The sequence below is a fragment of the Paenibacillus sp. 19GGS1-52 genome (genome assembly GCF_022369515.1).
Classification (GTDB): Bacteria; Bacillota; Bacilli; order Paenibacillales; family Paenibacillaceae; genus Paenibacillus_AQ.
Map to the genome: position 1 here is coordinate 1,433,447 of NZ_CP059724.1, position 26,273 is coordinate 1,459,719.

General features: G+C 43.4%; 27 protein-coding genes and 2 pseudogenes. 19 read left to right on the forward strand and 10 right to left on the reverse strand.

Annotated features, from left to right (window positions below):
* Positions 1-62: 62 nt before the first annotated feature.
* From nagA to H1230_RS06675, 3 genes are read right to left on the reverse strand one after another with little or no spacing between them, the layout of a single operon-like run.
* Positions 63-1,277 carry an N-acetylglucosamine-6-phosphate deacetylase gene (nagA, locus tag H1230_RS06665; protein WP_239714752.1) on the reverse strand — a complete coding sequence of 405 codons (1,215 nt, stop codon included), beginning with the start codon at positions 1,275-1,277 and terminating at the stop codon, positions 63-65.
* Entirely contained in the window at positions 1,265-1,993 is a 729-nt protein-coding gene (nagB, locus tag H1230_RS06670) for a glucosamine-6-phosphate deaminase (RefSeq protein ID WP_239714753.1), read from the reverse strand. Before nagB ends, nagA begins: the two co-directional genes overlap by 13 nt.
* Positions 1,994-2,866: a MurR/RpiR family transcriptional regulator gene (locus H1230_RS06675; protein WP_239714754.1), complete on the reverse strand. Its 873-nt coding sequence runs from the start codon at positions 2,864-2,866 to the stop codon at positions 1,994-1,996.
* Positions 2,867-3,242: 376 nt separating this feature from the next.
* On the opposite strand from H1230_RS06675, the pseudogene H1230_RS06685 reads away from it, so the two are divergent.
* Positions 3,243-4,417 (forward strand): annotated as a pseudogene (locus H1230_RS06685) (IS3 family transposase).
* Positions 4,418-4,676: 259 nt separating this feature from the next.
* On the opposite strand, the gene H1230_RS06690 reads toward H1230_RS06685, so the two are convergent.
* From H1230_RS06690 to H1230_RS06705, 4 genes are all read right to left on the reverse strand, one after another.
* Positions 4,677-6,488 (reverse strand): FTR1 family iron permease, encoded by a 1,812-nt coding sequence (locus H1230_RS06690; protein ID WP_239714756.1) that lies wholly within the window; start codon positions 6,486-6,488, stop codon positions 4,677-4,679.
* 87 nt (positions 6,489-6,575) lie between these two features.
* Positions 6,576-7,847 (reverse strand): iron uptake transporter deferrochelatase/peroxidase subunit, encoded by a 1,272-nt coding sequence (efeB, locus tag H1230_RS06695; RefSeq protein WP_239714757.1) that lies wholly within the window; start codon positions 7,845-7,847, stop codon positions 6,576-6,578.
* 5 nt (positions 7,848-7,852) lie between these two features.
* Positions 7,853-8,749 carry an iron uptake system protein EfeO gene (gene efeO, locus H1230_RS06700; RefSeq protein WP_239714758.1) on the reverse strand — a complete coding sequence of 299 codons (897 nt, stop codon included), beginning with the start codon at positions 8,747-8,749 and terminating at the stop codon, positions 7,853-7,855.
* A 302-nt stretch (positions 8,750-9,051) separates the two neighbouring features.
* Entirely contained in the window at positions 9,052-10,029 is a 978-nt protein-coding gene (locus H1230_RS06705) for a LacI family DNA-binding transcriptional regulator (RefSeq protein ID WP_239714759.1), read from the reverse strand.
* 379 nt (positions 10,030-10,408) lie between these two features.
* On the opposite strand from H1230_RS06705, the gene H1230_RS06710 reads away from it, so the two are divergent.
* The 8 genes and pseudogenes from H1230_RS06710 (at position 10,409) to H1230_RS06745 (ending at position 17,741) form a co-directional block, all read left to right on the forward strand.
* The gene (locus tag H1230_RS06710; RefSeq protein WP_019908812.1) at positions 10,409-10,633 is read left to right on the forward strand and encodes a helix-turn-helix domain-containing protein; all 225 of its coding nucleotides are present in this window, start codon (positions 10,409-10,411) and stop codon (positions 10,631-10,633) included.
* 163 nt (positions 10,634-10,796) lie between these two features.
* Positions 10,797-11,162 (forward strand): hypothetical protein, encoded by a 366-nt coding sequence (locus H1230_RS06715; RefSeq protein WP_239714760.1) that lies wholly within the window; start codon positions 10,797-10,799, stop codon positions 11,160-11,162.
* Between the two features lie 146 nt (positions 11,163-11,308).
* A complete protein-coding gene (locus tag H1230_RS06720) occupies positions 11,309-11,986 on the forward strand; it encodes a hypothetical protein (RefSeq protein ID WP_239714761.1) in 678 nt (225 codons plus the stop codon).
* 166 nt (positions 11,987-12,152) lie between these two features.
* Entirely contained in the window at positions 12,153-12,575 is a 423-nt protein-coding gene (locus H1230_RS06725; RefSeq protein ID WP_102711449.1) for a GNAT family N-acetyltransferase, read from the forward strand.
* A 555-nt stretch (positions 12,576-13,130) separates the two neighbouring features.
* Positions 13,131-14,357 carry a TolB family protein gene (locus H1230_RS06730; RefSeq protein WP_239714762.1) on the forward strand — a complete coding sequence of 409 codons (1,227 nt, stop codon included), beginning with the start codon at positions 13,131-13,133 and terminating at the stop codon, positions 14,355-14,357.
* A 266-nt stretch (positions 14,358-14,623) separates the two neighbouring features.
* Complete coding sequence (locus H1230_RS06735) at positions 14,624-15,385, forward strand: SagB/ThcOx family dehydrogenase (protein ID WP_239714763.1); 762 nt, start codon at positions 14,624-14,626, stop codon at positions 15,383-15,385.
* Between the two features lie 307 nt (positions 15,386-15,692).
* Positions 15,693-16,076: a PH domain-containing protein gene (locus H1230_RS06740; RefSeq protein WP_239714764.1), complete on the forward strand. Its 384-nt coding sequence runs from the start codon at positions 15,693-15,695 to the stop codon at positions 16,074-16,076.
* A gap of 103 nt (positions 16,077-16,179) precedes the next feature.
* Positions 16,180-17,741 (forward strand): annotated as a pseudogene (locus H1230_RS06745) (IS3 family transposase).
* Positions 17,742-17,853: 112 nt separating this feature from the next.
* Here the strand turns inward: H1230_RS06745 and H1230_RS06750 are convergent.
* The 3 genes from H1230_RS06750 to H1230_RS06765 all read right to left on the reverse strand — a co-directional run bounded on the left by H1230_RS06750 (position 17,854) and on the right by H1230_RS06765 (position 19,585).
* The gene (locus tag H1230_RS06750; RefSeq protein ID WP_239714765.1) at positions 17,854-18,738 is read right to left on the reverse strand and encodes an IS3 family transposase; all 885 of its coding nucleotides are present in this window, start codon (positions 18,736-18,738) and stop codon (positions 17,854-17,856) included.
* Between the two features lie 44 nt (positions 18,739-18,782).
* A complete protein-coding gene (locus H1230_RS31355; protein ID WP_275591143.1) occupies positions 18,783-19,109 on the reverse strand; it encodes a transposase in 327 nt (108 codons plus the stop codon).
* A gap of 233 nt (positions 19,110-19,342) precedes the next feature.
* Complete coding sequence (locus H1230_RS06765) at positions 19,343-19,585, reverse strand: hypothetical protein (RefSeq protein ID WP_239714766.1); 243 nt, start codon at positions 19,583-19,585, stop codon at positions 19,343-19,345.
* A 791-nt stretch (positions 19,586-20,376) separates the two neighbouring features.
* On the opposite strand from H1230_RS06765, the gene H1230_RS06770 reads away from it, so the two are divergent.
* The 10 genes from H1230_RS06770 (at position 20,377) to H1230_RS06810 (ending at position 26,108) form a co-directional block, all read left to right on the forward strand.
* Complete coding sequence (locus tag H1230_RS06770) at positions 20,377-20,547, forward strand: hypothetical protein (protein ID WP_239714767.1); 171 nt, start codon at positions 20,377-20,379, stop codon at positions 20,545-20,547.
* A gap of 96 nt (positions 20,548-20,643) precedes the next feature.
* Positions 20,644-20,934: a tyrosine-type recombinase/integrase gene (locus tag H1230_RS31360; protein ID WP_275591242.1), complete on the forward strand. Its 291-nt coding sequence runs from the start codon at positions 20,644-20,646 to the stop codon at positions 20,932-20,934.
* 67 nt (positions 20,935-21,001) lie between these two features.
* Positions 21,002-21,169: a tyrosine-type recombinase/integrase gene (locus tag H1230_RS31365; RefSeq protein WP_345773433.1), complete on the forward strand. Its 168-nt coding sequence runs from the start codon at positions 21,002-21,004 to the stop codon at positions 21,167-21,169.
* 225 nt (positions 21,170-21,394) lie between these two features.
* Positions 21,395-21,802, forward strand: coding sequence for a hypothetical protein (locus H1230_RS06780; protein WP_239714768.1), 408 nt, complete (start codon positions 21,395-21,397; stop codon positions 21,800-21,802).
* A 789-nt stretch (positions 21,803-22,591) separates the two neighbouring features.
* A complete protein-coding gene (locus H1230_RS06785; protein WP_239714769.1) occupies positions 22,592-22,924 on the forward strand; it encodes a hypothetical protein in 333 nt (110 codons plus the stop codon).
* Complete coding sequence (locus H1230_RS06790; RefSeq protein WP_239714770.1) at positions 22,914-23,222, forward strand: hypothetical protein; 309 nt, start codon at positions 22,914-22,916, stop codon at positions 23,220-23,222. Before H1230_RS06785 ends, H1230_RS06790 begins: the two co-directional genes overlap by 11 nt.
* A 149-nt stretch (positions 23,223-23,371) precedes the next feature.
* A complete protein-coding gene (locus H1230_RS06795; RefSeq protein ID WP_239714771.1) occupies positions 23,372-23,701 on the forward strand; it encodes a hypothetical protein in 330 nt (109 codons plus the stop codon).
* Positions 23,702-23,867: 166 nt separating this feature from the next.
* Positions 23,868-24,335 carry a DUF2691 family protein gene (locus H1230_RS06800; protein ID WP_239714772.1) on the forward strand — a complete coding sequence of 156 codons (468 nt, stop codon included), beginning with the start codon at positions 23,868-23,870 and terminating at the stop codon, positions 24,333-24,335.
* A 76-nt stretch (positions 24,336-24,411) separates the two neighbouring features.
* The gene (locus H1230_RS06805; RefSeq protein ID WP_239714773.1) at positions 24,412-24,942 is read left to right on the forward strand and encodes a hypothetical protein; all 531 of its coding nucleotides are present in this window, start codon (positions 24,412-24,414) and stop codon (positions 24,940-24,942) included.
* A gap of 635 nt (positions 24,943-25,577) precedes the next feature.
* Positions 25,578-26,108: a hypothetical protein gene (locus tag H1230_RS06810; RefSeq protein WP_239714774.1), complete on the forward strand. Its 531-nt coding sequence runs from the start codon at positions 25,578-25,580 to the stop codon at positions 26,106-26,108.
* The last annotated feature ends 165 nt before the right edge of the window (positions 26,109-26,273 follow it).

Sequence of the window (26,273 nt, forward strand, 5' to 3'; positions counted from 1 at the left end):
GCAACTTCTCCGGATGACTGGGAGAGTTTGCTGCGCTTTGTTGTTAAGTAATAAGCTATTCCTTAATTTACATCAGTAGGCGTAATTCTGCGGCCGCCAATCCATACATTCTGCAGATTAAGCTCAGCATCAAGCAGCAGGATATTGCCCCGCTTCCCGGCTTCCAAGGAACCGATACTGCGCTGCATGCCAAGCGATAAGGCGGGAGTTAGACTGGCAGCGCGTGAGGCTTCCTCCAGACTGAGTCCAACTTCCTGTATTAGGTACCGGAATCCACGAATCATAGTTAGTGTGCTTCCAGCCAGAGCAGCAGGATTATCTCTTAGGGTGGCTATACCTTCACGGACCACAACAGGTAAATCACCGATCATATATTCACCATCACTGAGGCCAGTTGCAGACATGGCATCTGTGATGAGCAATAGATTATTTTCACTCTTGAGGCGAGCCATTATATTAATCGCTGAAGGATGAACATGAATCCCGTCAGCGATAATTTCCGCGCGTATCCGCTGATCATACATTATAGCGCCTACAGTCCCTGGTTTACGGTGATGCAGGGGTGTCATGGCATTAAACATATGCACAGCTTGATTTAAGCCAGCGTCAGCGGCATTAATAACTTCCTCATAAGACGCATCGGTGTGACCGAGGGCTGCAGTTATGCTGTGTTTGCGAAGCCAGGTAATGGCCTGCAGTGCGCCTTCACGTTCCGGAGCCAAGGTTACTTGCCGGATTAGTCCTGGATATTGCGCTTCCCATTGTTCAAGCCACTCGATGTTGGCAGGGACAATATGCTCAGGATTCTGGGCACCAGACCATTTCGGACTGATGAAGGGTCCTTCCAGATGCAGGCCAGCAATTTGAGCAAAAAGCATGTTGCCTGCGGTGCGGAATGTATGGACCTCTGACAGCACGCGGTCAATTGCGGACTTTGCTGCAGTCATGGTGGTAGCAAGCATGGTGGTTGTTCCGTGTGAGCTATGGAACTTGGTAATAGCCTCCAGAGATTCTGCATCACAGTTCATGAAATCGTGGCCAGCTCCACCATGAACATGCACATCTACGAAACCTGGAATGAATAGGCCTTCTGCCTTTTGTACGCTGACCGGCCAATGTGCATAACATTCAGGCAACCAAGCTGCTTCACCGACATAATGAATCTCATCGGTGGATACCGCGATTACACCCGTTGTAACCAGACCAAGGGGAGTTAGTACTTTGCCGAAGAGCAGTTCGCCTGTACCAACGGTGGTTTCCGTATTTATTTCAACCATTTTCCTGCTCCTTCGTCCAGCAGAACAACTATGTTCGGATGGCTTTGCAGCAAGGAGGCTGGACATTGTGTGGTGATTGGACCTTCCAGCGCATTGCGGACAGCCTCCGCTTTCTCTTCACCGCGCACTAATAGTACAATTTGGCGCGCCTTCAGAATGCCGCCAATGCCCATGGTTACGGCTTGGCGAGGAACATCTTCAAGCTTGTCAAAGAAACGGGCATTGGCTTCCAGTGTCTCTTCCAGCAGATCGACCACATGTGTGCCGCTGCTCAGGTTAGCATCCGGTTCATTGAACCCGATATGACCATTGCTGCCAATGCCAAGGATTTGCAGGTCCACTGGACCGTTGTCTTCGAGCATCTTGTCATAAGCGAGACATTCAGCGTCGAGATCCGCAGCATTTCCGTTAGGGACATGCGTGCGGGCTAGGTCGATGTCCACGTGGTTGAACAGATGCTCATTCATAAAGCTCCGGTAGCTCTGCGGATGGTCGACAGGCAAACCTACATACTCATCAAGATTATAAGAAGCGGCTTTGGAGAAGCTGACCAGCCCTTTATTATGCATTTCAACTAATTTGGCATACACTCCAACCGGAGAACTGCCTGTTGCCAGACCTAGTACGGCCTTGGGGTTGCTCTGCAGCAGACTGACAATAAGATTGGCGCCTGTCTGTATGAAATCCTCGTCATTGTGGAACTTTAAAATATTCATTTAAGATTGACCTCCTCGTTTATGGCGATAATGTTGGACGTTGAGATAAGACTGCTCCAGCTTGGGAATAAAATCTCCAAAACGGGTGCTGACCATTCCTGTAAACAAAATATCAATAATATGCAGCTGGGCGATACGTGAAGCCATGTCACCACGCCGCATTCCCTGCTCCAGCGATGAAGAGAACAAAGGGATGTCGGCTAAGGTAGCTAATCTGCTGCTGCCGTAGGAAGTTAAGGCAATTGTGCTGGCCCCACTGGCCCCGGCGCAGGTTAGCGCATCAATCGTTTCCGGCGTTTCCCCAGAATAGGATATCGCAAATGCGACATCTCCTGCGGAGAGCGTCGAAGCAGAGGTAATCTGCATATGGGAATCAGCAAAAGCGGTACAGTTCACGCCGATGCGAATCAGCTTCTGGTAGAAGTCCTGAGCAACAATAGATGAAGTTGCCATCCCGTATAGATCGACACGCCGTGCCCGGCATAATAAATCCACCGCCGCCTGTAGCCGATCAATATCCAAGAGCGAGGTTGTATCCCGGATGGAAGCCAGATGATTGGCCTGCATGGCCTCCACGATAACCGATAATGGATTCCCGGCCACGATATCCTGGTAGGAACCATCTTGTGGCGTTGCATCACTGTGAGCGATTTCGGAGGCTAGCTTTACTTTGAAATCTGGGAAACCCTTGAAATGGAAGGCTTTGCAAAAGCGTGTGACTGTTGCCGGACTAATACCGCATTGCTCCGCCAGCTCCGTAATGCCCATATGGACAATTTCGCTAGGAGAGGAAAGAATCCGTTCGGCCAGCTTTCGTTCCATCTGGGATAGCTTGGGACTCTCATGCTCTAGGGCATGCAGGATTGGGGACATAAATTCACCTCTTCTTCTAATGGGTGATTGAAATTATTTTTATTATTATACATATATACAAGAAAATTATTTTCATATTTAGAATAATGCAAAATGCTGCCGGATGCAATAGTGACTTTTGTAAATGGATATAGCATTTGAAGGGAAGGAGTCATATTGGGCAATATATAGCGGCTAGGCGGACATAGAAGGCGTTATGTAATGGAAATTCACGAAATTCTTGTGTTTGCGGACAGAGAAGCCGCTATTCAACATATCTAGTGCCCAAAAAGCTGGTTTCTCTAAGATTAACGGAACGTCTGACCTAGACTAAGAAGTGGACACGGAAAGTAGAACCCATGGATAATAGAATAATACTCCAGAAGAGGTGATTGCCGTGACCGAACGTCAACGTTATAACAAAGAATTTATAGAACAAACAGTAAAATATGTCCAAGAACAGCAGAAGTCCATTACCGACATTGCGGAAGAATTGAACATTCCTAAAGGAACTTTGAAAAATTGGATGGTGAAGTACCGGCAGTTCCCCAACGAACCGTTTGTAGGCAGTGGAAAGCTACGTATCCAGGAACAGCAGATCCACGATTTGGAACAAAAGAATAAGGATCTGGAAGAGGAGGTCGCTATTTTAAAAAAAGCGATGCACATCTTCAGCAAAGACCGGAGTTAAAGTTCCGATTTATTGAGGAGCATCGCTCCGAATTCCGGATTGAGAAGATGTGCAGCCTATTAGAAGTATCTAGAAGTGGCTATTACAAGTGGCGACTCTCCCCTCCCAGTGACCGAAAAATGCATCGTGAACGGCTCTTAAAGCGCATTGAATATCACTTTTACGACAATGATGAAATTTACGGCAGCCCCAAAATCACAAAGAAATTGCAGGAAGAAGGATTCGTCGTCGGTGAGAAAACGGTAGGCCGAATCATGCGTGAGAACAAGCTTCGCTCCCAAGCAACCGGCAAATTCAAAGTCCAGACGACCGATTCTAACCACGACTTTCCTATTGCCCCCAACTGGCTAAACCAGCATTTCGACGTGTGTACGATGCCGAATCAAGTATGGGTAACGGACATTACCTACATTCACACACGCCAAGGTGTGTTGTATTTAGCGAGCGTTTTGGATTTGTACACACGTAAGATTGTCGGTTGGGAGCTTGGAAACCGTATGAAGGTAGACCTCGTTTCAGCAGCTCTGGAAAAGGCCTACAAGTCGCAGCAACCCGAAAAAGGGCTCATTCACCATTCGGACCGAGGCAGTCAATATGCCTCCACAGATTACCGAAAAAAACTAAAAGAATACCATATGATCCGAAGCATGAGTCGCCGAGGGAATTGCTATGACAATGCCTGCATCGAATCGTTCCACAGCATCCTCAAACGAGAACTCGTTTACCGCAGAAGGTTCTTAACGAAAGAAGAAGCAAAGAATCACTTGTTTAGGTATATCGAGTTTTTCTACAACCGGAAAAGAATACACAGTAAATTGGACTACCTCTCACCGGATCGTTTTGAATCGCTGTATTACAAGAACCTAAAGTTTGCCAACTGACCCTTTTACCGTGTCCACTCTATTGACAGAAGGTCAGTCAGTCCGCTGAAGCTACTTATGAAGCCATTCGTACGACAATAAGGGATTTACAGTCCGTTCGCCCTTCTGCGCCTGTTCCGTCGACTTGAGTCTCAGAAATTGGATTACTGCGGAGGAAGCATGAGAGTTTGGAGGTCAAATAAAAACGGCTCTCTTCGCAGATGCTGCGGAAGAGAGCCGGGTGGATTTTATTTTGGTGACCGATACAATGTCCTTTGTTCTATTCCGCTATCCGTGAAACGCGCGAGGTTTTGCGGTGCAGCAGCTCCCAGAGAATAAAAGCGAGAACCAGCAACTGAGGGAGCAGCGTTTCCCAGGTCGGGTACAAGCCGAGCCAGCTTACCGAGGGCAATCCTTCCTGTACATGTGCAGGTATCTTACCGGCTACCTGGAGAGAGTGAATACTCTCGCCGAGAAAGCGGAAGACAAAATAATAGATGAGCACTGTAGCTGTGCGGAAGAAAGCGGCAATCGGCAGCCGAGCACTTAATGCAATGATTGCGTAACCGAAAATTACGAGAATGACCAACGCGCTCCCGATGCCAAGCAGTAGCTGGGAAGTATGTATAGAGGGGGCCATGCCTACATAAAATATAGTGGTTTCCGCACCTTCACGCAAAATGGCCAGGGCGGCAATGGAGAACAGTGACCAAAGATTACCTTTGGCCAGCGCACCGTCTACCTGCCGTCCCACATAGTTAGTCCAAGCCGTTGCACTAGATTTGCTGTGCAGCCAGCGCCCGATGGTCAGCATCATGATGACCGCAACCAGGCCAGTAATACCTTCGATCATTTCCCGGGCTCCCCCGGAGGCCGCTCGTGAAATTGTATAGGTGAGCAGGACGGCTAAGCCGATACTGCCCACGAGACCAGCAGCTGCGCCAGACCAGACCCATTTCTGAGTATTCGCAGTACCGTCGCGCTTCAGATAAGCAAGCAGGGCAGCCAATACAAGAATGGCTTCTAAGCCTTCACGCAGCAAGATCAGGGCAGCATCCCAAGCATTGTAGCTAGTCTCTCCAGCTAATGGGGTCAGTTCGGAAAGCATATTGTCCATAACTGCCATCGCTTCAGTAAGCTTAGGTGGAGCGGATAATAGATAGCCAGTTACAGCAGCACTCTCATTCTCGATATTGTTATAGACCGCTGGTGAGGCAATCTGTACTTGACCTTCGGCAGAGGGCCAGGCGACAATAAACTGCTCCATAATCACTGCGGCTCCAGCACTGTCTCCGCCTGTAGCTGCGTTGGAGGCTTTCTTCAGGTAGTTAATCAGTCCTTCAATAGATGCTGGCTCACCGGAAGCATTCCCGGTGTCGATTGCTTTGCCCTCACTGTAATCGGCCAATAGCTGGTACAGCGCTGCGGCCTCCGATTTCGCCGACTCTGCGCGGAGCGGCTCTGCCTGCAGTGCGATGCGCAGCAGGCTCATCTTCGTCTCCAGCAGGCTGTAGACGGCGGGATTATCCCCACGGATGTCGCGCTCCGCTGGCTTCCAGCCGTCTACGATGGCGCGGTAAGCCTCCGCTGCCGTCGTCCAATCGGCGCTTTGCGCCGCTGCCCGCGCGCGCTCCGCCGCGGGCAACAGCTTCGCCGCAGCTTCGCGTCCGGCGAGACCCGTGTCACCGCCTTCGCCAGCGGCGGCGGTGATGTACGCGTCCACGGCTCTGGCGAGCGTGGACAGCGCGGTCTTGGCGGGCGTGCCGCCGCCCGCCTGTAGGGCAGACGCCGCATCTGCGAGTGCGGCGTCTACAGCAGCAGCCGGACCGGCGAGTGCCGGGTCCGGCGTGCCCGCGTTCGCGGTGCGCCACAGCGCGGCGAACGCTGCAACATCGCCGGCCGCCGCGTCCCAGCGGCTCTGGCCGGCTTCGACGAGCGCGCTGCCGATCGGCGGCAGCAGCTCATCATGCTGCGGCGTTGCACCCGCCGCGGCCAAAGCTGCTGCTGGCTGGCAGAGCAGCAGCACACAGAGGAAGCTGAGCAGCGCGGCTGCCTTCAGCGCCTGCCATTTATGATGCATAAGAGAGAACATCGGGATAATCCCCTTTCAATAATAGACACTCATAAGAGCAGCTTAAGATCTGCTCCATATCTTTCTTGTTCGTGCAGCAAGCTGCACTCAGCCGAGCAGAGATTCACCGATAGTCCCGCCTTCACGAATGCCGGGGAAACAGGCGAATACCGCGCTGCCGGTGTGAACCATATATTCATTCAGTCGGTCATTCTTCGAGAGCCGCTCCTGGATCGATACGAACTGCTTCACCAAATCCCGCTGGAAGCTGATGAATAACAGGCCTGCATCCAGCTGTCCGGTCGTAAGATCCATTCCGCTGGAGTAAGAATAGGAGCGACGCAGCATTTTGACCGTACCGTCACCATGTGCCAATGCGGAATGCGAATCGGGCGGGACAATCGGTTTGCCGGAGTCGTCCGCTGCTTTCAGATTCAGCTCATCGAATTCGTCCTTGGCGCCAATGGGAGCGCCGCTATGGCGATAACGTCCAAAGGTCGATTCCTGATCATTCAGTGTGGAGCGATCCCAGATCTCAATACGCAGGCGTACCCGGCGTACAGCCATATAAGTGCCGCCGTTCATCCAGGCGGGTCCGTCACCGCTGCTGTTCCAGACAATCTTCTGCATCTCAGCGGCGTTGGTAACATCGGGATTGCCTGTGCCGTCTTTGAAGCCCAGCAGATTGCGTGGTGTTGTTCCCTTGGGATCGGCTCCGCCCGTCCGCTGAAACCCTTCCTGCGTCCAGCGCAGAACGGCCGTGCCACGAGCTATTCGCGCCAAATTACGGATGGCGTGAAAGGCTACCTGCAGGTCGTCAGCGCAGGCTTGGACACATAGATCACCCCCGGACCATTTTGGCTCCAAGTCGTCTCCTTTGAACGAAGGAAGATCAGCCAGCGTTGCCGGACGCTTCGAGGCCAGTCCGAATCTCCCATCGAAAAAGGATGGCCCCACCCCGAACGTAAGCGTGCAACGTGCAGGCGTCAACCCTGCGGCTTCACCCGTATCGGAAGGTGGCAGATGAGGATTGTCATTTACGTTGCCAATGAGGCTGCCAGAAGTCAGCGCGGCTGCGGCGGTAGTCCACGACTCTAGCAGCTTTTTAACATCTGCTAGTTTGGTCGTAGTCAGATCAAACGTTGCAAAATACAGGAAGTTTTGCGCTGGAGTAAGAATTCCAGCCTGATGGCTTCCGTAGAACGGGATAGAGTCATCGTTTGGTGCTACAGCTGGAGCTTGGGCTGCTGCACCACGTGTTGCCATAATTCCACCTATCCCTCCACCACCTAGCAGCAGGCCAAGACCGCCGACGCCGGTGAGCCGCAGCATATCGCGGCGGCTCAGCTTTTTACCTAATAAGGGGTCACTCTTCTTCATACCGGTCACACTCCTAGAATAGTTCCCATATTGGACAATGGCTCAGCCAATGCGTCCAGGTTCTGGCTCAATGTACGAATTTCATCTTCCTTCAGCGCCTCGTAGGAAACATAACCCTCCCCTGATTTAAAAGGAGCCAGCTCAGCTTGCAGGGCTGCAAACTTTTCGCCGATCGTTTGTTCTAGTGCTGGATCTTTTTTCGCCAATTCCGGCTTTAACAGTTCATATATTTTTTGGGCCCCTTCGACGTTAGCGACGAAATCATACAGGTCCGTATGGGAATAACGTTCTTCTTCTCCGGTTACTTTCGAGGAGGAAACCTCGTTCAGCAATTCAACAGCACCGGTAACGAGTAGATTGGCATCAATCTCGGCCGTCTCAACTTTGGCACGCAGCAGTTGGGCATCCTGTAATAGTCGGTCTGCTACTTCTGCTGTACCTTCAGTTGTTTTGGCCTCCCAGAGTGATTTCTCAATCTTATGGAAGCCACGCCAATCCGCTGCATCTACATCATTCTCACGAGCATCTATGTTGGGGTCCAGATCACCAAGCGCTTCGGCAATCGGCTCAATCCGCTCATAGTACATACGGGCTGGAGCATACAATGCCTTTGCTTCTTCAAGCTTGCCCGCTTTAACTGCATTCGTAAATGTTTCCGTTTCCTTCACAAACTGATCGCATTGCTCGATTACATAAGCGCGGTACTGCTCAATGGCTGATGTGAAATCCACAGCCTCCACGTTAGTAGCGGGTTCAGCAGAAGCTACAGGCACGTTCAAAGCCGTATTGTTGCTTGCTGCAGCAGCTTCATTTCCAGTGCCGTTGTTATCATTATTGGAACATCCAGCAAACAGAATGGAGGCTGCGAGCAAACCTGCAGGAACTACATAATTAAACTTCAATTCAAACACCCCTTTTTAAAAATTTATGTATTTATGTGGTTTACACTATAAATCATCCTTTTATTTTCCTCGCTGAAATGAATACCGTCCCTTAAAGGGCGGCACACCGATTTCACTTGTATGAAAATGATAATCGTTATCAATCATACTTGGTTTATCATAAATCCCTACACAAGGACTGTCAATATAAAATTGTGATATTTATCATAGCTACAATTAAAAACAAAAAATCCCCCGACTGAACTTGAGACTACTGCTTCAAGTACTTTCGGGGGATTGATAGAATTCTTATGGATCAAACGTTAAACAGTTAATCGCTCTATTATGCTGTACTGGAGCTTAAGGTGTACCGGAGGTCCACCGTCGCCATTGATCTGGTCATGGATGATCCGAAAGGCGCAAGCGCCCATCTCAAAAAGCTGATTATCGATCGTTGTTATTCCCAGCAATCTGCCGATGGGCTGATTATCGAACCCGATGATTGCCAAATCCGCAGGGATACGGAGATTGTGCTTTTGAGCTTCAATCATGAGACCAGCAGCGACATGATCTCCGGAAATAATGAGGGCGTCAGGACGCTTGGTCATATTCAGCAAGCGGTGCAATACTGCTGCACCATCCTCTTCAGTTATACAATCAAAGATCATCCACTCCTCTATAAAAGGGAGCCCTGTTTCTGCGAGGAAATCCCTGTAGGCAGATAGTCTGATGGAGCTGCTGCTGCCATGCTTTCTTCCCTCACAGTAGCCGATATTGCGGTATCCCTTGGCGGCTAAATATTCGAGACCGTGCCGAAAAGCGGAATAATGCTCAATATATACGGAAGAGAAGCGACGTTCACCGCTATCCTGGCAGGTTACAATGGGGCCATATGCTGTGTATTCTTCGATGACCTCAGGCTGCAGAGCTGTAGATACAATGATAATGCCATCAATCTCCTTATTGCGCAGCATATCCAATACCTTTAGCTCCTCCTCCGGACGGTAATCGGTCTGGCACAGGATCAGCCGGTATTGAGCCAGCAGTGCTTCTCGAGCTAGACCTTCCACAATGACAGAGAAATAAAAAAAATGGATATAAGGCAGAATCACAGCGATAGCCTTCGTACGGCCGGTAATCAGATGTACCGCATTCATGTTCCGAGTATAGTTCAATTGCTCAATAGTCTGCAGGACTGCGGCTCTTTTTTCCTTGCTGACATAAGGATGATTATTGAGTACGCGCGATACGGTAGTTATGGAAACGCCAGCGACACGGGCGATTTCTTTAATATTAGCCATCTGTAGGAGCAGCCTCCCTGAAGTGCGAAATGATAATGCTTTTATTTTAGCACATTGTCCACATGGCCTTGCGAAAAAAAGACTTGCTGTGAAATCCATTCCATATTTTATACTGAGATTGCAGTAGCCTGCCGGACTAAACCAGCGTGACCGCAAGGGCGTGATGGACCGGATAGGTATCATACGATAACTTATCCTTATATTTCTCCAAGAAACGGGTACATCTCTAAAAGGATGGTATCCGTTTCTTCTTGATTCCGCTAATGCCCATTTTTAGACCGCTAACGTCACCATTAACATTGCCATAACATAATATATTTTGACTGTATCCCTTTACCTTGTTATACCAAACAAACCCGAGCAAGGAGGGGTGACACCATTGAAAGGGAACGAACATCACAGTAAATTTCTCTTAACTCATCGTGAACGCGAAGTCTTTGAGCTTCTCGTGCAGGACAAAACGACACGCGATATTGCAGGCCTGTTATTCATCAGCGAAAAAACAGTCCGCAACCACATCTCCAACGTCATGCAAAAACTAAACGTAAAAGGCCGTTCGCAAGCGGTTGTCGAGCTGATCAAGCTTGGGGAGCTGAAAATATAGCTGCCGTGCTTCTGCAGTGAAGAATGCGTTTAAGCCTTCTTTTGCCTTAGGGTGAGGGGAGGTTTTTTGTTGTGTAGGTGAATATGGGAGTTACAAATAATGCCTGCAAATTGAGACTACAACTAACGAAAGCAAAGATAGAATTCTGAAAAGAAAGTCATCTATGGAGATGGATAGGGAGTTTAAAAAGTTAGAGAAGACTATGCAGGGGAACCGTAAGTTGCTGTTCGAACTGAGGAAGCAAAACATGCTTGGAGAAATCGAGGAAGACAGTATCAGTACGAAAAAACAACAATATGAACATGAAATTGCTTCACTACAATCACAGCTAACAAAGTCATCTCAGAACAAGGAAGAACAAATCAATTTGGACAAAGTTTACGATGAGATTAGAGCAGCATTGGAACATCTTGTTGATCTGGATTTCACTCATTTAGACGAAATGAGACTAGTCTTAATTGAGAAGTTGGTTGTGAGTGTAGATGGGGAAGTGGAGATTTATACACCTTTGGGTCAGTTAGATTCGTAAAGTCATTCACAACGACCTTATCTGTTTAAATTTTGATCCAGTTAAATCCCATTGTTTATCTTGATGTTGAGCTAACGGGCAGGTTAGTCGAATAAGCCGATGTGGTAAAATATAAAAATAAATTGAATTTTAAGGATGATTAGCACATGGACTTCTGGAGAAATAATACTATTTGGTTTGACGAAGTTCCCATCAAGCTGTTTCGTAACATCGATTTAAAAGATGAAAAGATAACTGAAATCACACATTTAGATTTAGAGTATTTAATTTTATGGCATTACAAACATAGTAAATTAGGCAATTTTGCGAATATTCCTGAAGGTCTCCGTTATTTAGAGCTTAACAGTTCTAATATTCAGAACTTCATTGGACTAGAGCGATTAGGTAAGTTAAATCGAATGGAATTGCACTATTGTACCAAATTACAAAACGATGACGGTCTATCAAAAGTAGCTAATACCTTGGAGTATTTGCATATTAATCAATCGAAAAAGTTCGTACCAACGAAAGAATTATTTTCGCTAAAAAATCTTCGTGTACTTTGCCTTAATTCTTGTGGTGATCTTGAAAGTCTTAAATTTCTAAATGAGTTCCCTAATTTGATTGACTTTCGATTTGTTAACACTAATGTAATCGATGGTGACTTATCTCCAATAATTGAACACCCAACAATTAGAACCGTGGGTTTCCTAAATAAAAGACATTACAACATCAGTGAAAAGGAAATGGATACTAAGTTATCTGAAAAGAATCATGGTGAAGAATTTAAAATAAAAATTAATAAACAGGGTACGGAATTTTCTACTTTCAGATATAAATATTAAACCTACGAATGTTCAACTAACGAGGAACGATAGCGTAAAGAGCAGACTGCTGATACAATCTGCTTTTTATATTGCAGTAACGGGCAGGATAGTTGGGTATTAATGGTGAATATTTGAAAAAGGGGCATATATCATATTAAAACTTACGTGCAGAGGGAGTGAGCAATTGAATATTAGAGAGGCTCATGAAGGGGATTACCCTGAACTAAGAAAGCTGTATCTCGAATCACGGCACAATACCTTCGTATGGGACAATATTATTGAAATGACTTTGGAGGATTTCGACAAGCATACGGAGGATGAATTCATCATCGTAGCAGAAGAGGCCGGTATCCTTAGGGGCTTTACCTCCTTGTATTTGCCGGATAACTTCATTCATAATCTTTTTGTTCACCCGGATTTCTCAGGGAAAGGAGTCGGCAGTCGTTTGCTGCAAGCAGCTGACGTTAAAATGACTAAACCGATGCGACTAAAATGCGTATCTAAAAATCAAAAGGCATTGACATTTTATGAACGCAACGGATGGAAGAAGGTTGTTGAGGAAGGCCGTCCGGGAGAAGAAAAGTACTGGGTTATGGAATATAAATAAAACAAGGAACCACATTTGGTTCCTTGTCAGGCTGTCGAGAAAGTCTCGACAGCCATTCTTTTTGCTTAATATTTTTATACGACAAGATAACAGGCAACCTCAAAGAGTTTCATTATGTTTATACCTCCGATAACCGACTTTATAGTGACCAAACAGTGCATTTCGTTCAACTAACGGGTAACCATAGCGTAAAGAGCAGACTGCTAATGCAATCTGCTTTTAATATTGAAGTATCGGGCAGGTAAATGTGACATTAGGGGTCACATCACGAAAATGGGGAAAACGTACATTATCGGCGACCTGTCAGATTGAGTCCTAAGAAGTTGTCATGAAATCGTCAGATAAATCATAAATCAACTCTAATCAGACGCTATTGTTCCCTACAGCAGACGTCCAGTTGAAGTACAGTTTATTATGACACATAGAGTGTGGCTGAGTTGCATTTCTCTACTCTACATAGAAAGTCCAGTTCACGACTCTTTATTTAAAGGGTCTTTTTTTAATGGATATATAGATCAATTTTGGGGAATATAACATTGAATTGGAGGTGGTGAGGTGAAGAGATTTTTATTGATCCTGATTTTTCTATTTTGTTTCCAGGGATCACTCATTGCTCATGCAGAAAGTACATTGAAAGCTGCTTTTATCCGCGGAGGCAATCTTTGGTTGAAAGTCTATAAAGTCGAAAAACAAATAACAAATGAGTCCCGTGTTGATTCACCTGTTTGGTCATATGATGGGAAATGGATTGCTTATACGAAAAAGGATGGGATATGGGTTTATGATACCCTGGGCAAGAAAAGCTACCAAGTGTATCACGAGGGAGGATCAAACTGTCAATGGGCACCAGATAAGAATGTTCTTGCGTTCCAAGATCGTAGCATCCTGGACATTTCCGACATTTGTTCGGAAAAACCTAAAAGTTTTACGAATGTAGCCCTAGGTGTCAGTAGCTTCTCATGGATGCCAGATGGAAAAGGCTTTTTGGTTTCATCAAGTGCAAATCTTCTTCCAAATGGATGGACAAACCCTATACTTTTTAAGGTTCCCTTAGGAAAGGACCTAAAAGTTGAAGACTTAACTAAAAATGTTCAGCAATTTTTCACCATCCCTGGGAATTTGAAGGAAGGTAATATTGAAATATTGGCAATAGGTACGTCTAGTTTCGAATGGTCTGCTGATAAAAAATGGATTGCTTTTATTGTCCATCCAACTGCTTCATGGTCTATGGATAGCAATATGCTTTGCGTGTTATCTTCGGATGGAAAGAAGTTTGAACCGCTCGATGAGATGGCTTCGGGGTTTGTATTTAATTGGGCACCCACCAGCAATTTATTGGGATACATTCAAGGTGGCGGTAGGATGATCTTTGGATTTAAGAACAAAAATTTGAAAGTAAAAGAACTCCCTGCTTTGCAATCTCCTATTTTGACACCCAAAAATTTTGTTGATCTAAGTTTTACATGGCAGAGCGATAAGAATGTAATTGTTTCCAGATCACCTGAAATAGAATGGTCAAATATACCCTCCAAAAGGGCACTGCCGATTTTATTTAGTATTGATATTCAAAACAAAGATCAAAAGCAAATAAGTTTCCCTCCTATCGGGTATGGTGATTTTAACCCTAAATTTCTGTATCTAAATCAAAAATTAACTTGGACTCGATCGAATTGGGAAAATAATGATGTTTGGATTTCCGAGCCAGACGGAAAGTCGGCAAAAAAATGGATCGAAAACGTAGATTATCAACATTCAGTAAGTTGGTATGCTCCAATGGAGTGAATAGCATAATATTTAACCGTCGGGTAGTCTTGGCGGTTTTTATTTTAATTGGTCAGGGTTACTCCAAATGAACTGCGGAGAGCCTTCTTTTGCCTTAGGGTGAGGGGAGGTTTTTTGTTGTGTTCATTTTGTTAAAGGGACAATAACACAGACTGTAATAACGTTTTTGTGTACTCATTAAAACAACTGAATAGTGAGTCAGATCACAATCTATTTTTGATGACATGATAAATTGAAGCTATTAAGGTAATCCAGGAGGATTTGTTATGACAAGATACGAACAACAAAGGCACTTTCTAAAATCTAATTTTCATGAATTTAAACATATAAAAACAGATAAGATCAAAGGATTTGCACAACCGCCAATTGTTAAGCCCGCCCATTCGGATTCAATAATTATTGATTTGCCAAAGGTCAGCAAAGACGTTGTGTGTAAAGAAAACATTTTTGATTGTATAAATCAAAGAAGGAGTACGAGGTTTTATTCTGCGGAAACTTTAAGTCTGGATGAGTTATCATATTTATTATGGGCTACCCAAGGGATCACAAGTATTAATAAGAATGGACTTACGCTGCGAACTGTACCATGCAGTGGTGCGACACACACATTTGAAACTTATTTAATTATTATGCGGGTAGAAGGCATTCAACAAGGAATCTACAGATACCTTCCTGTCGAACATAAGCTATTATTTATGTTTGAATTAGATGAACTTGAACATAAAATTGATGCTATTACTTTAGATCAGCCATTTGTCCCTAACTTTGCAAAAAAGGCTTCTGTACTGTTTGCATGGAGTACAACACCATATCGCTCCGAATGGAAGTATGATATTTCAGCTCACAAAAAAATCCTTATCGATATTGGACATGTATGCCAAAACCTTTATTTATCCAGTGAATCTATCGGTGCAGGTGCTTGCGCAATTGGAATCTATGATCAAAAGTTGATTGATGAGATTTTAGAATTAGACGGTGATGAAGAATTTGTTATCTATCTTGGCGCAGTTGGGAAGAAACGAGAATAGCTACTCGAAAATGGCCCACCCATCAACACAATTGTTGCATATTTCAAAACACAGTACGAATTATCATGCAAAAAATAAACGTAAAAGAGCTGATCAAACTTGGGGAGCTGAAAATATAGCTGCCGTGCTTTTGCAGTGAACAATGCGTTTAAGCCTTCTTTTGCCTCAGGTGAGGGAGGTTTTTTGTTTTATGTTGAAAGATTCAGAAAAATAATATTATTTTTTGATTTGTAAACATGATAAATATCGCATAATAATGGTAATTAAGTTATTATATTAAATTCATTAAATTATTGGAGGTGAATTTATGTTAATAAGAGTCCAGAAAAATCCGATTTTTTTAATTATTCTAATAGCTGCATCCACTGAGGTTTTCTTAACAATGTCACCATTTAAAGCAGATATTTATATCCTTTGTTTTACTGCTATCATCCTGATAATTTTCGCTTTGCTTATTTTCACTTATTTTCGGAGCTACTTTAAATTAGAAAGGGAACATTTTATTTATGTATTTGGATTTTCCAAAAAAGCTATTCCATATAGTTCAATACAGAAGGTGAATCTGTCTGATAATTTAACAGCATCTCCAGCATGGACTTTAAAACGTCTGGAAATTGTTACTTATGAACGTTCATATTTGTTGTCCCTTCCATTACAAAAAGATAAATCTAAATTAATTGAAACCGGTTGAACACCCTTATGCTGGACACTGCACCCCCCCTGTGTCATGCTAGTTGTCGTACCTCTCAATAGTATGTAAAGTAGATTAAAAGAGAGACTGAGGTGGAGCGACAATGGCTAGATACAGTGACGAACTCAAACATAGGATTATGCAGCGGATGATGCCCCCAAACAATGAATCGGTGAGTCAGATCGCAAGGGACAGCGGCCTCGGGGAAGGCACCTTGTATAAGTGGCAGAAGGAAGCCCGGGCGACCGGTGGCGTTTTCCCTGGTGGTGAAAAGGAAACAGAGAAGTGGAGCACCCGAGACAAGTTCGCCATTGTTGTCGAGACAGCCACACTAAGTGAGATCGAATTGTCTGAGTACTGTCGAGCAAAAGGTCTGTTTGTTGAACAAATCGAAGCCTGGCGTGACGCCTGTATGCAAGCCAACGGAGGCGTTGCTGAACAAGCCACCCGGCTGCAAAAAGAACTACGTAACAAAGAACGAGAGAACAAGAACCTTGCCCGCGAGTTAAAACGAAAAGAGGCCGCCTTAGCCGAAACCGCTGCCTTACTGGTGCTTCGAAAAAAGGCCCGAGCGATTTGGGGGGACCCCGAGGACGAATGATTCCTGCCTCAGATCGTCAAATCGCCATCACCCTTATCGGGGAAGCCGTACAGGCAGGAGCAAGAGAAAGAAAGGCTTGTCTAGAGCTCTCTTTGACCCAACGAACGTTACAGCGCTGGCGTAGTGAGCGAACGCCGCTCGAAGATCAACGACCCCATGCCATTAAGCGAGCGCCTTCTCATCAACTCAGCGAACCCGAAGTACAGCAGATTGTTTCCGTAATCAATCAAGTGGAATTTAAGAGTTTACCACCCAGTCAGATTGTCCCTAGACTCGCAGATCAAGGGATCTATCTCGGTTCCGAGTCTACCTTTTATCGGGTCATGCACAAGTATCAGCAACAGCATCACCGTGGGCGTAGCCTAAAGCCTACCTCTAAACCTCTGACTAGCCACTGCGCCACCGCACCCAATCAAGTCTGGATGTGGGATATTAGCTGGTTGCAGGGTCCGATCAAAGGCGTGTTTTACTATCTCTATCTCGTGCTCGATTTATACAGTCGTAAAATCGTAGGCTGGGAGATTTGGGAAGAAGAATCCTCCGAATATGCCAGTCAGCTCATGCGGAGAACCGTGTTGAGTGAGCAATGTGCCGTTCGAAAAAGCCCGCTCATTCTGCATTCGGACAACGGTAGTCCTATGAAAGGCGCGACTCTGCTTGAAACGTTATACAGTTTGGGCATTATTCCATCCCGCAGCAGACCGCGAGTCAGCAATGACAATCCCTATGCGGAATCTATTTTCAGAACCTGTAAATACCGCCCAAACTACCCTCTCAAAGGCTTCGGATCAAGGGATGAGGCACGGGAATGGACCCTACGATTTGTCCGTTGGTACAACACCGAGCATCGCCACAGTGGGTTAAATTTCTTAACCCCCAATCAAAGACATTCAGGTCTTTCTGAAGAAATTTTTGAGAAGAGAAAGCACGTCTATGAGGCAGCAAAAGCGAAAAATCCTAGCCGTTGGTCTGGAGAGACACGCAACTGGAAACTGAATGAAAAAGTATGGCTCAATCCTGAAAAAGACGGAGTTATGGACACCGATGAAGAACAATTAAAATGACTACATACATTCTATGAAATCACGACAACTGTCTTGACAATTACCGACCCCTTAACCAGATGCTTTCATAAAATAACTCGAATTTGCTCTTCTTTCCTTCGATTTCTGCATTTTAGACCTTGATTTCTTTAGGTTTTACCAAGTTTTTCTGTAGGGCATCGATATATTCGTAGGGAGATAGGTCGTAAATACTCCCATGAATCCGTTGCTGATTATAGTCCTGAATAAACTGCGTAACGATCTCGTAGGTCTCAGGATACGACTCGAATTCATGCCTTTGATAACATTCCGCCTCCAAAATAGAATGGAAAGATTCGATGTGCGCATTCTTATTTGGCGTTCGTGGAGGAATTCGTTCATGAGTGATTCCAAACGTTTCACAAGCTTCTTCAAACCGGTGACTGATGAACTGTGGACCATTATCAGAGCGGATGAACGGCTTCTCTTCCTTGGGCTTATCAAATAGCTGACGCTTCATCAGGGCTTCCTGTGTAATCTGAACCAGATGCCTCGCTTCACAAGTTAAGCCGAGGTGATACGAAATAATGGCACGATCGAATACGTCTAAGATGCACATTATGAAGAAAAACCGACGCTCACCCGCCATCCAGCCATACTTTATATCCGTCTCCCACAACTGATTAGAGCCCGTAATCACACGGTTGTTTGCGAGTCTTCGGGGATGTTTCAGTTTCAACTCACGCTGCGGACGCAAGACATTCAACTGCGTACACAGCCTGTAGATTTTCTTCTTGTTAATCACAAGTTGGTGGCGTCTTTTTAGAAGAACGGTCAGCTTGCGGTACCCAAACGAGGCTCCCTCACCCGCCAAGAACTCCATAAGCCATTCACAGATTTCTTCGTCGCTCACGCGAGTTCCAGTGGTGGTATACGAGTATCCGGGTGCAGGACGCCCTACCCTTTGAATCGGATTCTGTGCCGTTTCTTTGACATGGGCATAGTACGTTGAGCGTTCGACTTCGAGTACACGGAGCACCAGGCTAATTGAATGTCCTTTATCGATATATTTACGAGCAATTTCTATTTTATCCGTAAGTTTGGGTTCGTTTTTTTTAGTAGGTCTTTGAGAATTTCCCTTTCGAGGGCTTGTTCCGCGAGTAGCTTCTTCAGTTTTTCATTCTCATGCTCAAGCTGTTTAAAATCTTCAGCCGTGGGGATAAACTGGGCTTGTCTTTTGCTCGTACCGTCTAACTGATCTACATCTTTACGATTCAGATCTCTTGCCCATCGTAATACCATCTTGGGATCTAGTTCATGCTGTCTAGCAACCGCTGTAAAGTTCCCAATCTCTTTCCCTTTTCGAACGATTTCCCGCTTGAAATTCAGATCATATTGTACACGCTTCATAACGTTCCCCTCCGTCTACTATTGTATTTGAATAAGGGGTGTACTGTCCAAATCTTCTAGGGGGCTAAATAGAAACCTTAAAGGGAAAGTGCCCCAACACTCCAATTGAAATGGACCAACTGTAAGGAGATTCTTTTGTTGTGGATTTGGTTTTCGATATTTCACTTTTATAATCAAAACAAGCGATTGCCTTGTGCGACATCGCTTGTTTTTGAGGATGTTAAGTTTGTATCTCAGACTTCCATAAGCTGTTCCTGACAGTTAGTTATCCTGACCAGCTCTGATTTGGGATAGCCCAGACGTTTAGTCTTTTTGCAGCACCACCAGCAGGAACAATGGATTTTTCCTTTGGCAAAGCTGCCGTCGTGTTTGTAGGCCCAACCCCACTGTGCCAGCTTTCGCTTTTTGCGCTTGATAATTCGCTGTCTGTAGTGCCGAATATAGGCTTGATTTCGATTTGTTCGGTAAGGTTTCATGACCATCACGCTCCCTTGGGATAAGGCTCAGCCCGCAGGAGTTCCAAGGGTGAAAGGATTCTACGGGCAGAGCATGATGGGAATCTTCTCTATATTCAAATGTATATACACCACCTATTGGGAAGAATTAAGGTTAAGCTGTGTAAAGAATCAGCATCGTTTCAAAGTCGGCGTTTAATTTTGTTTTCATCATAGAATCAATATGAATGCCTATTTAAGCAAGTACATCAGTATCAAACATGGTTGTTGATCTGCTATGTTCTAATATATCATAAACATTTAGTGGTAAGGAATTGGAAGAACCATGTAATCAAACTTGGGGAGCTGAAAATATAGCTACCGTGCTTTTGCAGTGAACAATGCGTTTAAGCCTTCTTTTGCCTTAGGGTGAGGGGAGGTTTTTTGTTGTGTGAATAAGCTCACAATATGCTATCCAGGGAGAACTAGAAATTAATGATGTTATTATTGATACGGGTTCGTCGCTTCAAATTGTAATCGATGCATTAAGGATTGACAATGTGGAGATTGATGAGGGTATACTTCCGAAGTCGCTTAAAGGCTTACTCGGTTTGGACATTTTAAAAACATATGGATTTATCGTGGATATGGAGAAACTGGAGTTGCACTATCCGCACAGCCATGCTACGCCTTTTCGAAATAGATTTCTGAATACATTGACAGCTTAATAGATGACTCCAAAAGCATTGGAGCCTTTGAGGTTGAACAACCTCGAGGGCTCCTTTTTAATTCCCAATATTTAGAATAGTTGATATACTAGAGGAGGAAATGAGATGCAAATCCAGCTGAGTATGCGTGACGAGAGAACCATTGCCATAAAGCTTGAGAAATTCAGTCCAGAGCATATTGCGAGAATAAAGAATATACCTAATATGCCTGCGATGACTTTTCCAGACAAGTGGTTTAGGTTTGATGATAAGCAGAAACAAATCTTGAGGGGATGACACATCCTATTCAGGGTTATGCGCTTTTTCTGTTGCAGCAGGGCTATTCTCATGCATACGTAAATCAGGCCGAAAAAAGAAAATAAATTGCCTAATGTGCTGTCACTTGAAGAAGTAATGCTTGTTCTCAAGACTGTGAATAATCTGAAGCATCAGGCACTACTTTACTTAACTTATTCTTCCGGTTTACGAGTCGGAGAAGTGGTTCGGCTTCGGATTGGGGACTGTGACCATTCACGGGAAATACTGCTCGTACGGCAAGGTAAGGGAAGAAAAGACCAGATTACACTGCTATCCGATGCTCTTATTCTATTGTGCGTAAATATATTGAGCAGCAGAAACTTGATCCATGGTTATTTCCCGGGCAAAGCCTTGGCCGGCACCTGACTGAACGTACTGTACAAAAGGTGTTTGAGAAGCTTTATCCACCTCTGGTGTTACACAGAAGGTTAGCATTCACGCACTCCGGCACTCTTTTGCAACTCATCTGCTTGAAAGTGGGATTGATCTCCGCTATATCCAGGAACTGCTCGGACACCAAAGCTCCCGTACTACAGAACGATATACGCATGTGAGCGTGAAAGACATCCGCAGGATCCAGAGCCCTTTGGATCAGAAGTGAAGAAGTAAAACAAGGGCAAGTGCAATGGAGAAGGGATGCAAGGGAAAACGCGGGCCGTTTCGTAGAAAACCTTGCAAGAGTGTAGCCACGAGGTTCAGAAACGCCCGGAATAAGTTGGGTTTACGAAGTTCGTGTAATAACATTCGTAAATATGACGTTATCGAAAATCCCCGAAACAATTAATCGAACAATGAATTACCAATGACAAAATCAAAGAGGTATGAAATGTCTAAGCGCACTAAGCTTATTTTAAGGACAATAATTGCCTTGATAGGCATCGTAGTTCTCGTTACGCTAAGATATATTTTTTTAGCAAATTTGAACCTAAGCTATGAAGGAACAACTCAAAGAAACGATAAATTTACACCTGAGTATACTTGGATAGAGATAACTTCTGAAAGTCAAAAACAATATTATCTAGATGAATATCAATTGAAACTTCCCATTATAGATTTTAATAAGAATTATATGATTATTTCTAAATATAAAATTTATAAAGCGTATTATACAAAGCACGAATGTATATGTGAAGGAGCACCAGAGGGCTTGGCCATTTTTAATTATTTTTCCTCACAGAAAAATTACTACATATATAGAATACCCAAAATATTAATAAGTCAAGGAATCGGATAAACAATCAGGAGATATATAGGAAATCCTTCGAAGTCGGGGACATCATATAACACAGTATTCACGCTGCGGTCCTAACGGCCCTCGGTCTGCAGAGGATTTTCGAAGAAGAGGAATCAGCAGACAACCCTGCACTGGCAAAAGGCAGCTGGTGCTGCCTTTTGCCAGTGAGGGTTCGTGAATACAACAACGTTAGACGAAACATCTGCATTATATTTATAAGTACTTAAAAACGAAATTCAAAATGACATCTAAGTCTTAATAGTAAATTCTAAAAGTTGGTGAACTTAATTGGTACTTATAAGAAGATTTATCTACGTCATTTTATTAGTTGGTATAAGCATGATAATTTATGGTATTTCTAAGAATCCTTTAATTCCATATCAAGATCCAACACCAGAAATGATTCAAAAATTCAATCATGAAGCAGAAGTATCAGAAACTATAATGACATATGGATTTTGGGTTAGTACTATTAGTCTTGGTATTATCATAGTCCTTGGTTTCTTAACAAAAAAATTAATGAAAACTAGATAAGACTTTTAAAGTCGGATTTGAGGGTTATTCGATGAGGGCAGATGCATTGTCGAGTAAGTGGAATCAGCAAGACAACCCTGCACTGGCTAAGTCCGTTGGACACGAGGCATATGCCCCTTAAGCCAGTGAGGGTTCGTGAATACAACAACGTTATGCGAAACCTCGGAAAGCTTGAAGGCACGCGCTTCGGTGCGAGTTATTTAAAGAAGAACGCTGAAAGACATTATACACATATTTAATTTGGAGTTGAATATTATGTCAGAAATTAATGTTGCATATACAAATGAATATCAGGAACATAAGAAAAAGTACGAATATATTTTCAATAATAAGTTTATGTCCAAAGATACCGATGAAATTCAATTACCCGATGGGAAGCATATACTTAAAACATATTATTACTCTGATGATAGCCATCAAGTAATAGAATACAATGTAAGAGCTTCAAAAACTGAAGTGTTGGACCTAAGCGGAAATATAGTAACAGAGTTAAAGAACATTGACTACCATGTTAATTTCTTTTCAATGGTTGAGCATTCCAACGGTAAGAATTATCTATTTTTTTCGACTGAGCTATATGGAACATAAAGAAACATTTATTTGGACGAGTGTTTTATACTGTGCTCAAAATAATATTCTGGCAGTTGATGGATGCTATTGGGCTTGCCCGTCAAGTACATACTTTTTCGACTTTTCCCATCCTACAAAAATTCCACTTAAAGAATTATATAATTCCTATGATATGGACGGCGAGGTAAATATAGATACGGATGTAATACCTTTACGTTGGAATAATGATGGGACGATAGTTTTAAAATGTTATATAGATGAGGAAGGCGAGAAAGAAGTAGAAAAAACAATAGATGTATTATCACGCATTAAATAAGCAGTTTATGTTTTTTGATAGTAAATAATTTGTAGTCGATTCAGAGAAGTCCAAGGCATCGCATAATGACGTTATAAGAAATCCACGCAAAGACGGATAAACATATGAAAACAAACAAATTAAATTAATATAGAGGAGCGAACATAGTTATGGCATACGAAGTACATATAAGAAGGAAAGATGAAGCTAATCCATTAACAATGAAAGATTGGCTGAATTATGTAGAGAAAGATAAAGAACTAACGTATACAAACCACGTTGAAATTACACTGCCAAATGGGATGACTATGGGAATGTCGGGAGAAGGAATGGCGGTTTGGAAGACAGAGGTTGAAGGCGAAGAATATAAAATTACATTTACTTTTAGGGATGAAGAAATATCAGCTAGATATGTGGATGATTTTCAAATCGAAAAAATGAAAGTAATTGCGAATAAGTTAAATGCAGTAGTAGTTGGTGACGAGGATGAAGAATACTAAAAATTAATGAAATGAAGTAAAGAATATGAATATTCATGCATCGGGCATACGCCCTCGGTCCGGCAGAGTTTTTTCGGGGAAGCAAAGGCAGCCGGACACATCCGACTCCGTCGGACGTTGTGAATACGGGAACGTTAGCAGAAATCAGCGTAAAGGCGGTTTAATAATGAAAAGAGGTATAAGCTTTCAAATACCAAATAAATACGGTAGCTTTCTTGGTGAGATTTTGAGGCCAATAAATACATCTTCATACAATTGGTATATTGGAGGTGAAGAATCATATCTCGCAATCAATGGGGAGTTAGATGAACCGCTTTTTCCAAAGATGATATGTGGGATGAACGGAGGAGAATTGAAGAATATAATCGAAAACAGTACATATTATCTGATTTTTGCAAATCTAAATGCTTTTCCGATTGGAAAGAGTGTTACTGAATTAACGACGTATAAAGAATATATTGAAAGTGAATGTCTATTATCACTATTGGTCATTGATAGTAGTTATGTTTCTATTTATTGCAAAGATCCAGATTTAATTGAAAACCTATATAAAAACGCACTGAATAATAATTTTGAAAAACTTAAATATGTAACTGATGATAATGATACTAGAACAAAGCTTTCTGTATGGTAATTGAATTATTTTGAAAGTGGCTTTTAAGTTGATTCGTGGAAGTCGCTGACATCTGCTATCTAAAGGAGCATAAAAGATGGGAAATACAATTTCAATGCCTAATGAACAAAGACATTTAGTCGAATCAATATCTATGTCCAATGGACTGACATCAGTATTTCTTGATTTGCTCGTAATAAGTGGATCATTAATTGCCCAAACAAATCGTGAGCGGGAACTGATAATCTGGTTGGCTCAACGAGATCAACCTGTAGTTGGGATTGGAACAGTTGGCTTTGATATTGATGAAATTCCTTGGAGCTTGGAGAATTTTGAGATGGAGAGAAATTTTATGAGCAGAACAATAATATCAGCAATAAATGGTCTTGGCTGGGAACGATTGAATTACGAACCTCGAAGGGACTGGGTAATTGAACGATTTGAACAATTTCAACAAATGATCAACACATTTGATAGCAACCATATTAATGAAATTCATTACAGAGAATGGTCAAAGATTGATGAAGATGATGATGAACCTAAAATACTAATCGGATATCCGAAATGTAACATACACTTTGTGTATCTGTCCTGTCATGGATGTATCTTGTGTAATAACGGAAATTAAAAGTAATATTTTTTTGAGTTGATCAATGATGTTAGTAACTTCATCTAACAACGTATTCAAGCTTCGGCCCTTTCAGCCCTTGGTCTGCTAGAGGATTTTCGAGGAAGCGGAATCAGCAGACAACCCTGCACTGGCTAAGTTCGTCGGACCCGGTGCTGTCACCCCTTAAGCCAGTGAGGGTTCGTGAATACGGGAACGTTATATGTAATCGGGGCAAATGAATAAAACAGATTTAAGCCGCTAACATTTTATAGTAGGGGTAATATATTTTTTAAAAGTGACATTGACTTGAGTAAGGCCGAAACTACAATCCTGTTGAAGACCTAAGAGCGTTGAAGACCGAAGGGTGACTGAAGGTCGAAGACCAATTGAAGACCGAAAACATGTTGGAAGAACAGAAAATTTGAAGGTGATTCAAGGCTGTCCCCGACTATATATAACAATGTATTCACGCTTCGGGGCCTGCGGCCCCTCGGTCCGCCAGATGGAATTCGGAGAAGGGACACACCTGCGAGGCTAAGTCCTGTCGGACCCAGTCGATACGCGACCTTAAGCCTCTCGGCGTTGTGAATACGGGAACGTTATCCGAAATTCGATTAATTTAAAACTAAACTAAATAACAAGGGGAATATTCTATGAATGAAGCAATTGAATTAAAGAAAGAAATAATTAATGACTTACTTAAATTAATTCCAGAAGCTATAAAAGAGATAAGTACTCCTCAAGACCAGAAGATTTGTTTTGTCGCACTTTACAGAAGTGATTATGATCCGCTGGTTGGATTAATTCAAATAGGATTTGAAGATGTAAGACAATCTAATTTTGAAGAAGGTGGAATATGGATGGCCTGGAACTCAGGGGACCAACCATATAAATACCAGAATGATTTAAAGGAACAATCATTGAAAGAGAAAGAAAAACGATTTATTAATTTGTTTGACCCAGATGAATACTATGGCGAGTGGTGGAAACAATGCATTGATGTTATGAATCAAGTATCTATGAAACTTAATGACTATGATTGGAATAGTGTTTTTAAGGATATTACAGATGATTTTGTTGTGTATATCGATTGGGAGGGATTGGATGTTGAGAATGGAGAACTAGAGAGCTGTATACCAAAAAATAAACTGATGAAACTTAAAGAAAAAGGTATTGTTAAATAAATTCTAGAGTAGAGACTGGCGTAGGTATTTCATAGAAGAATCGAACTTCGGATAACACCATATTCACGCATCGGGACATTCGTCCCTCGGTCCGGCCGGAGTTAGAAATGGATTCGAGGATGAGAATTTCATAGCAGGGAAGCGGAATCAGCCGGACACATCCCT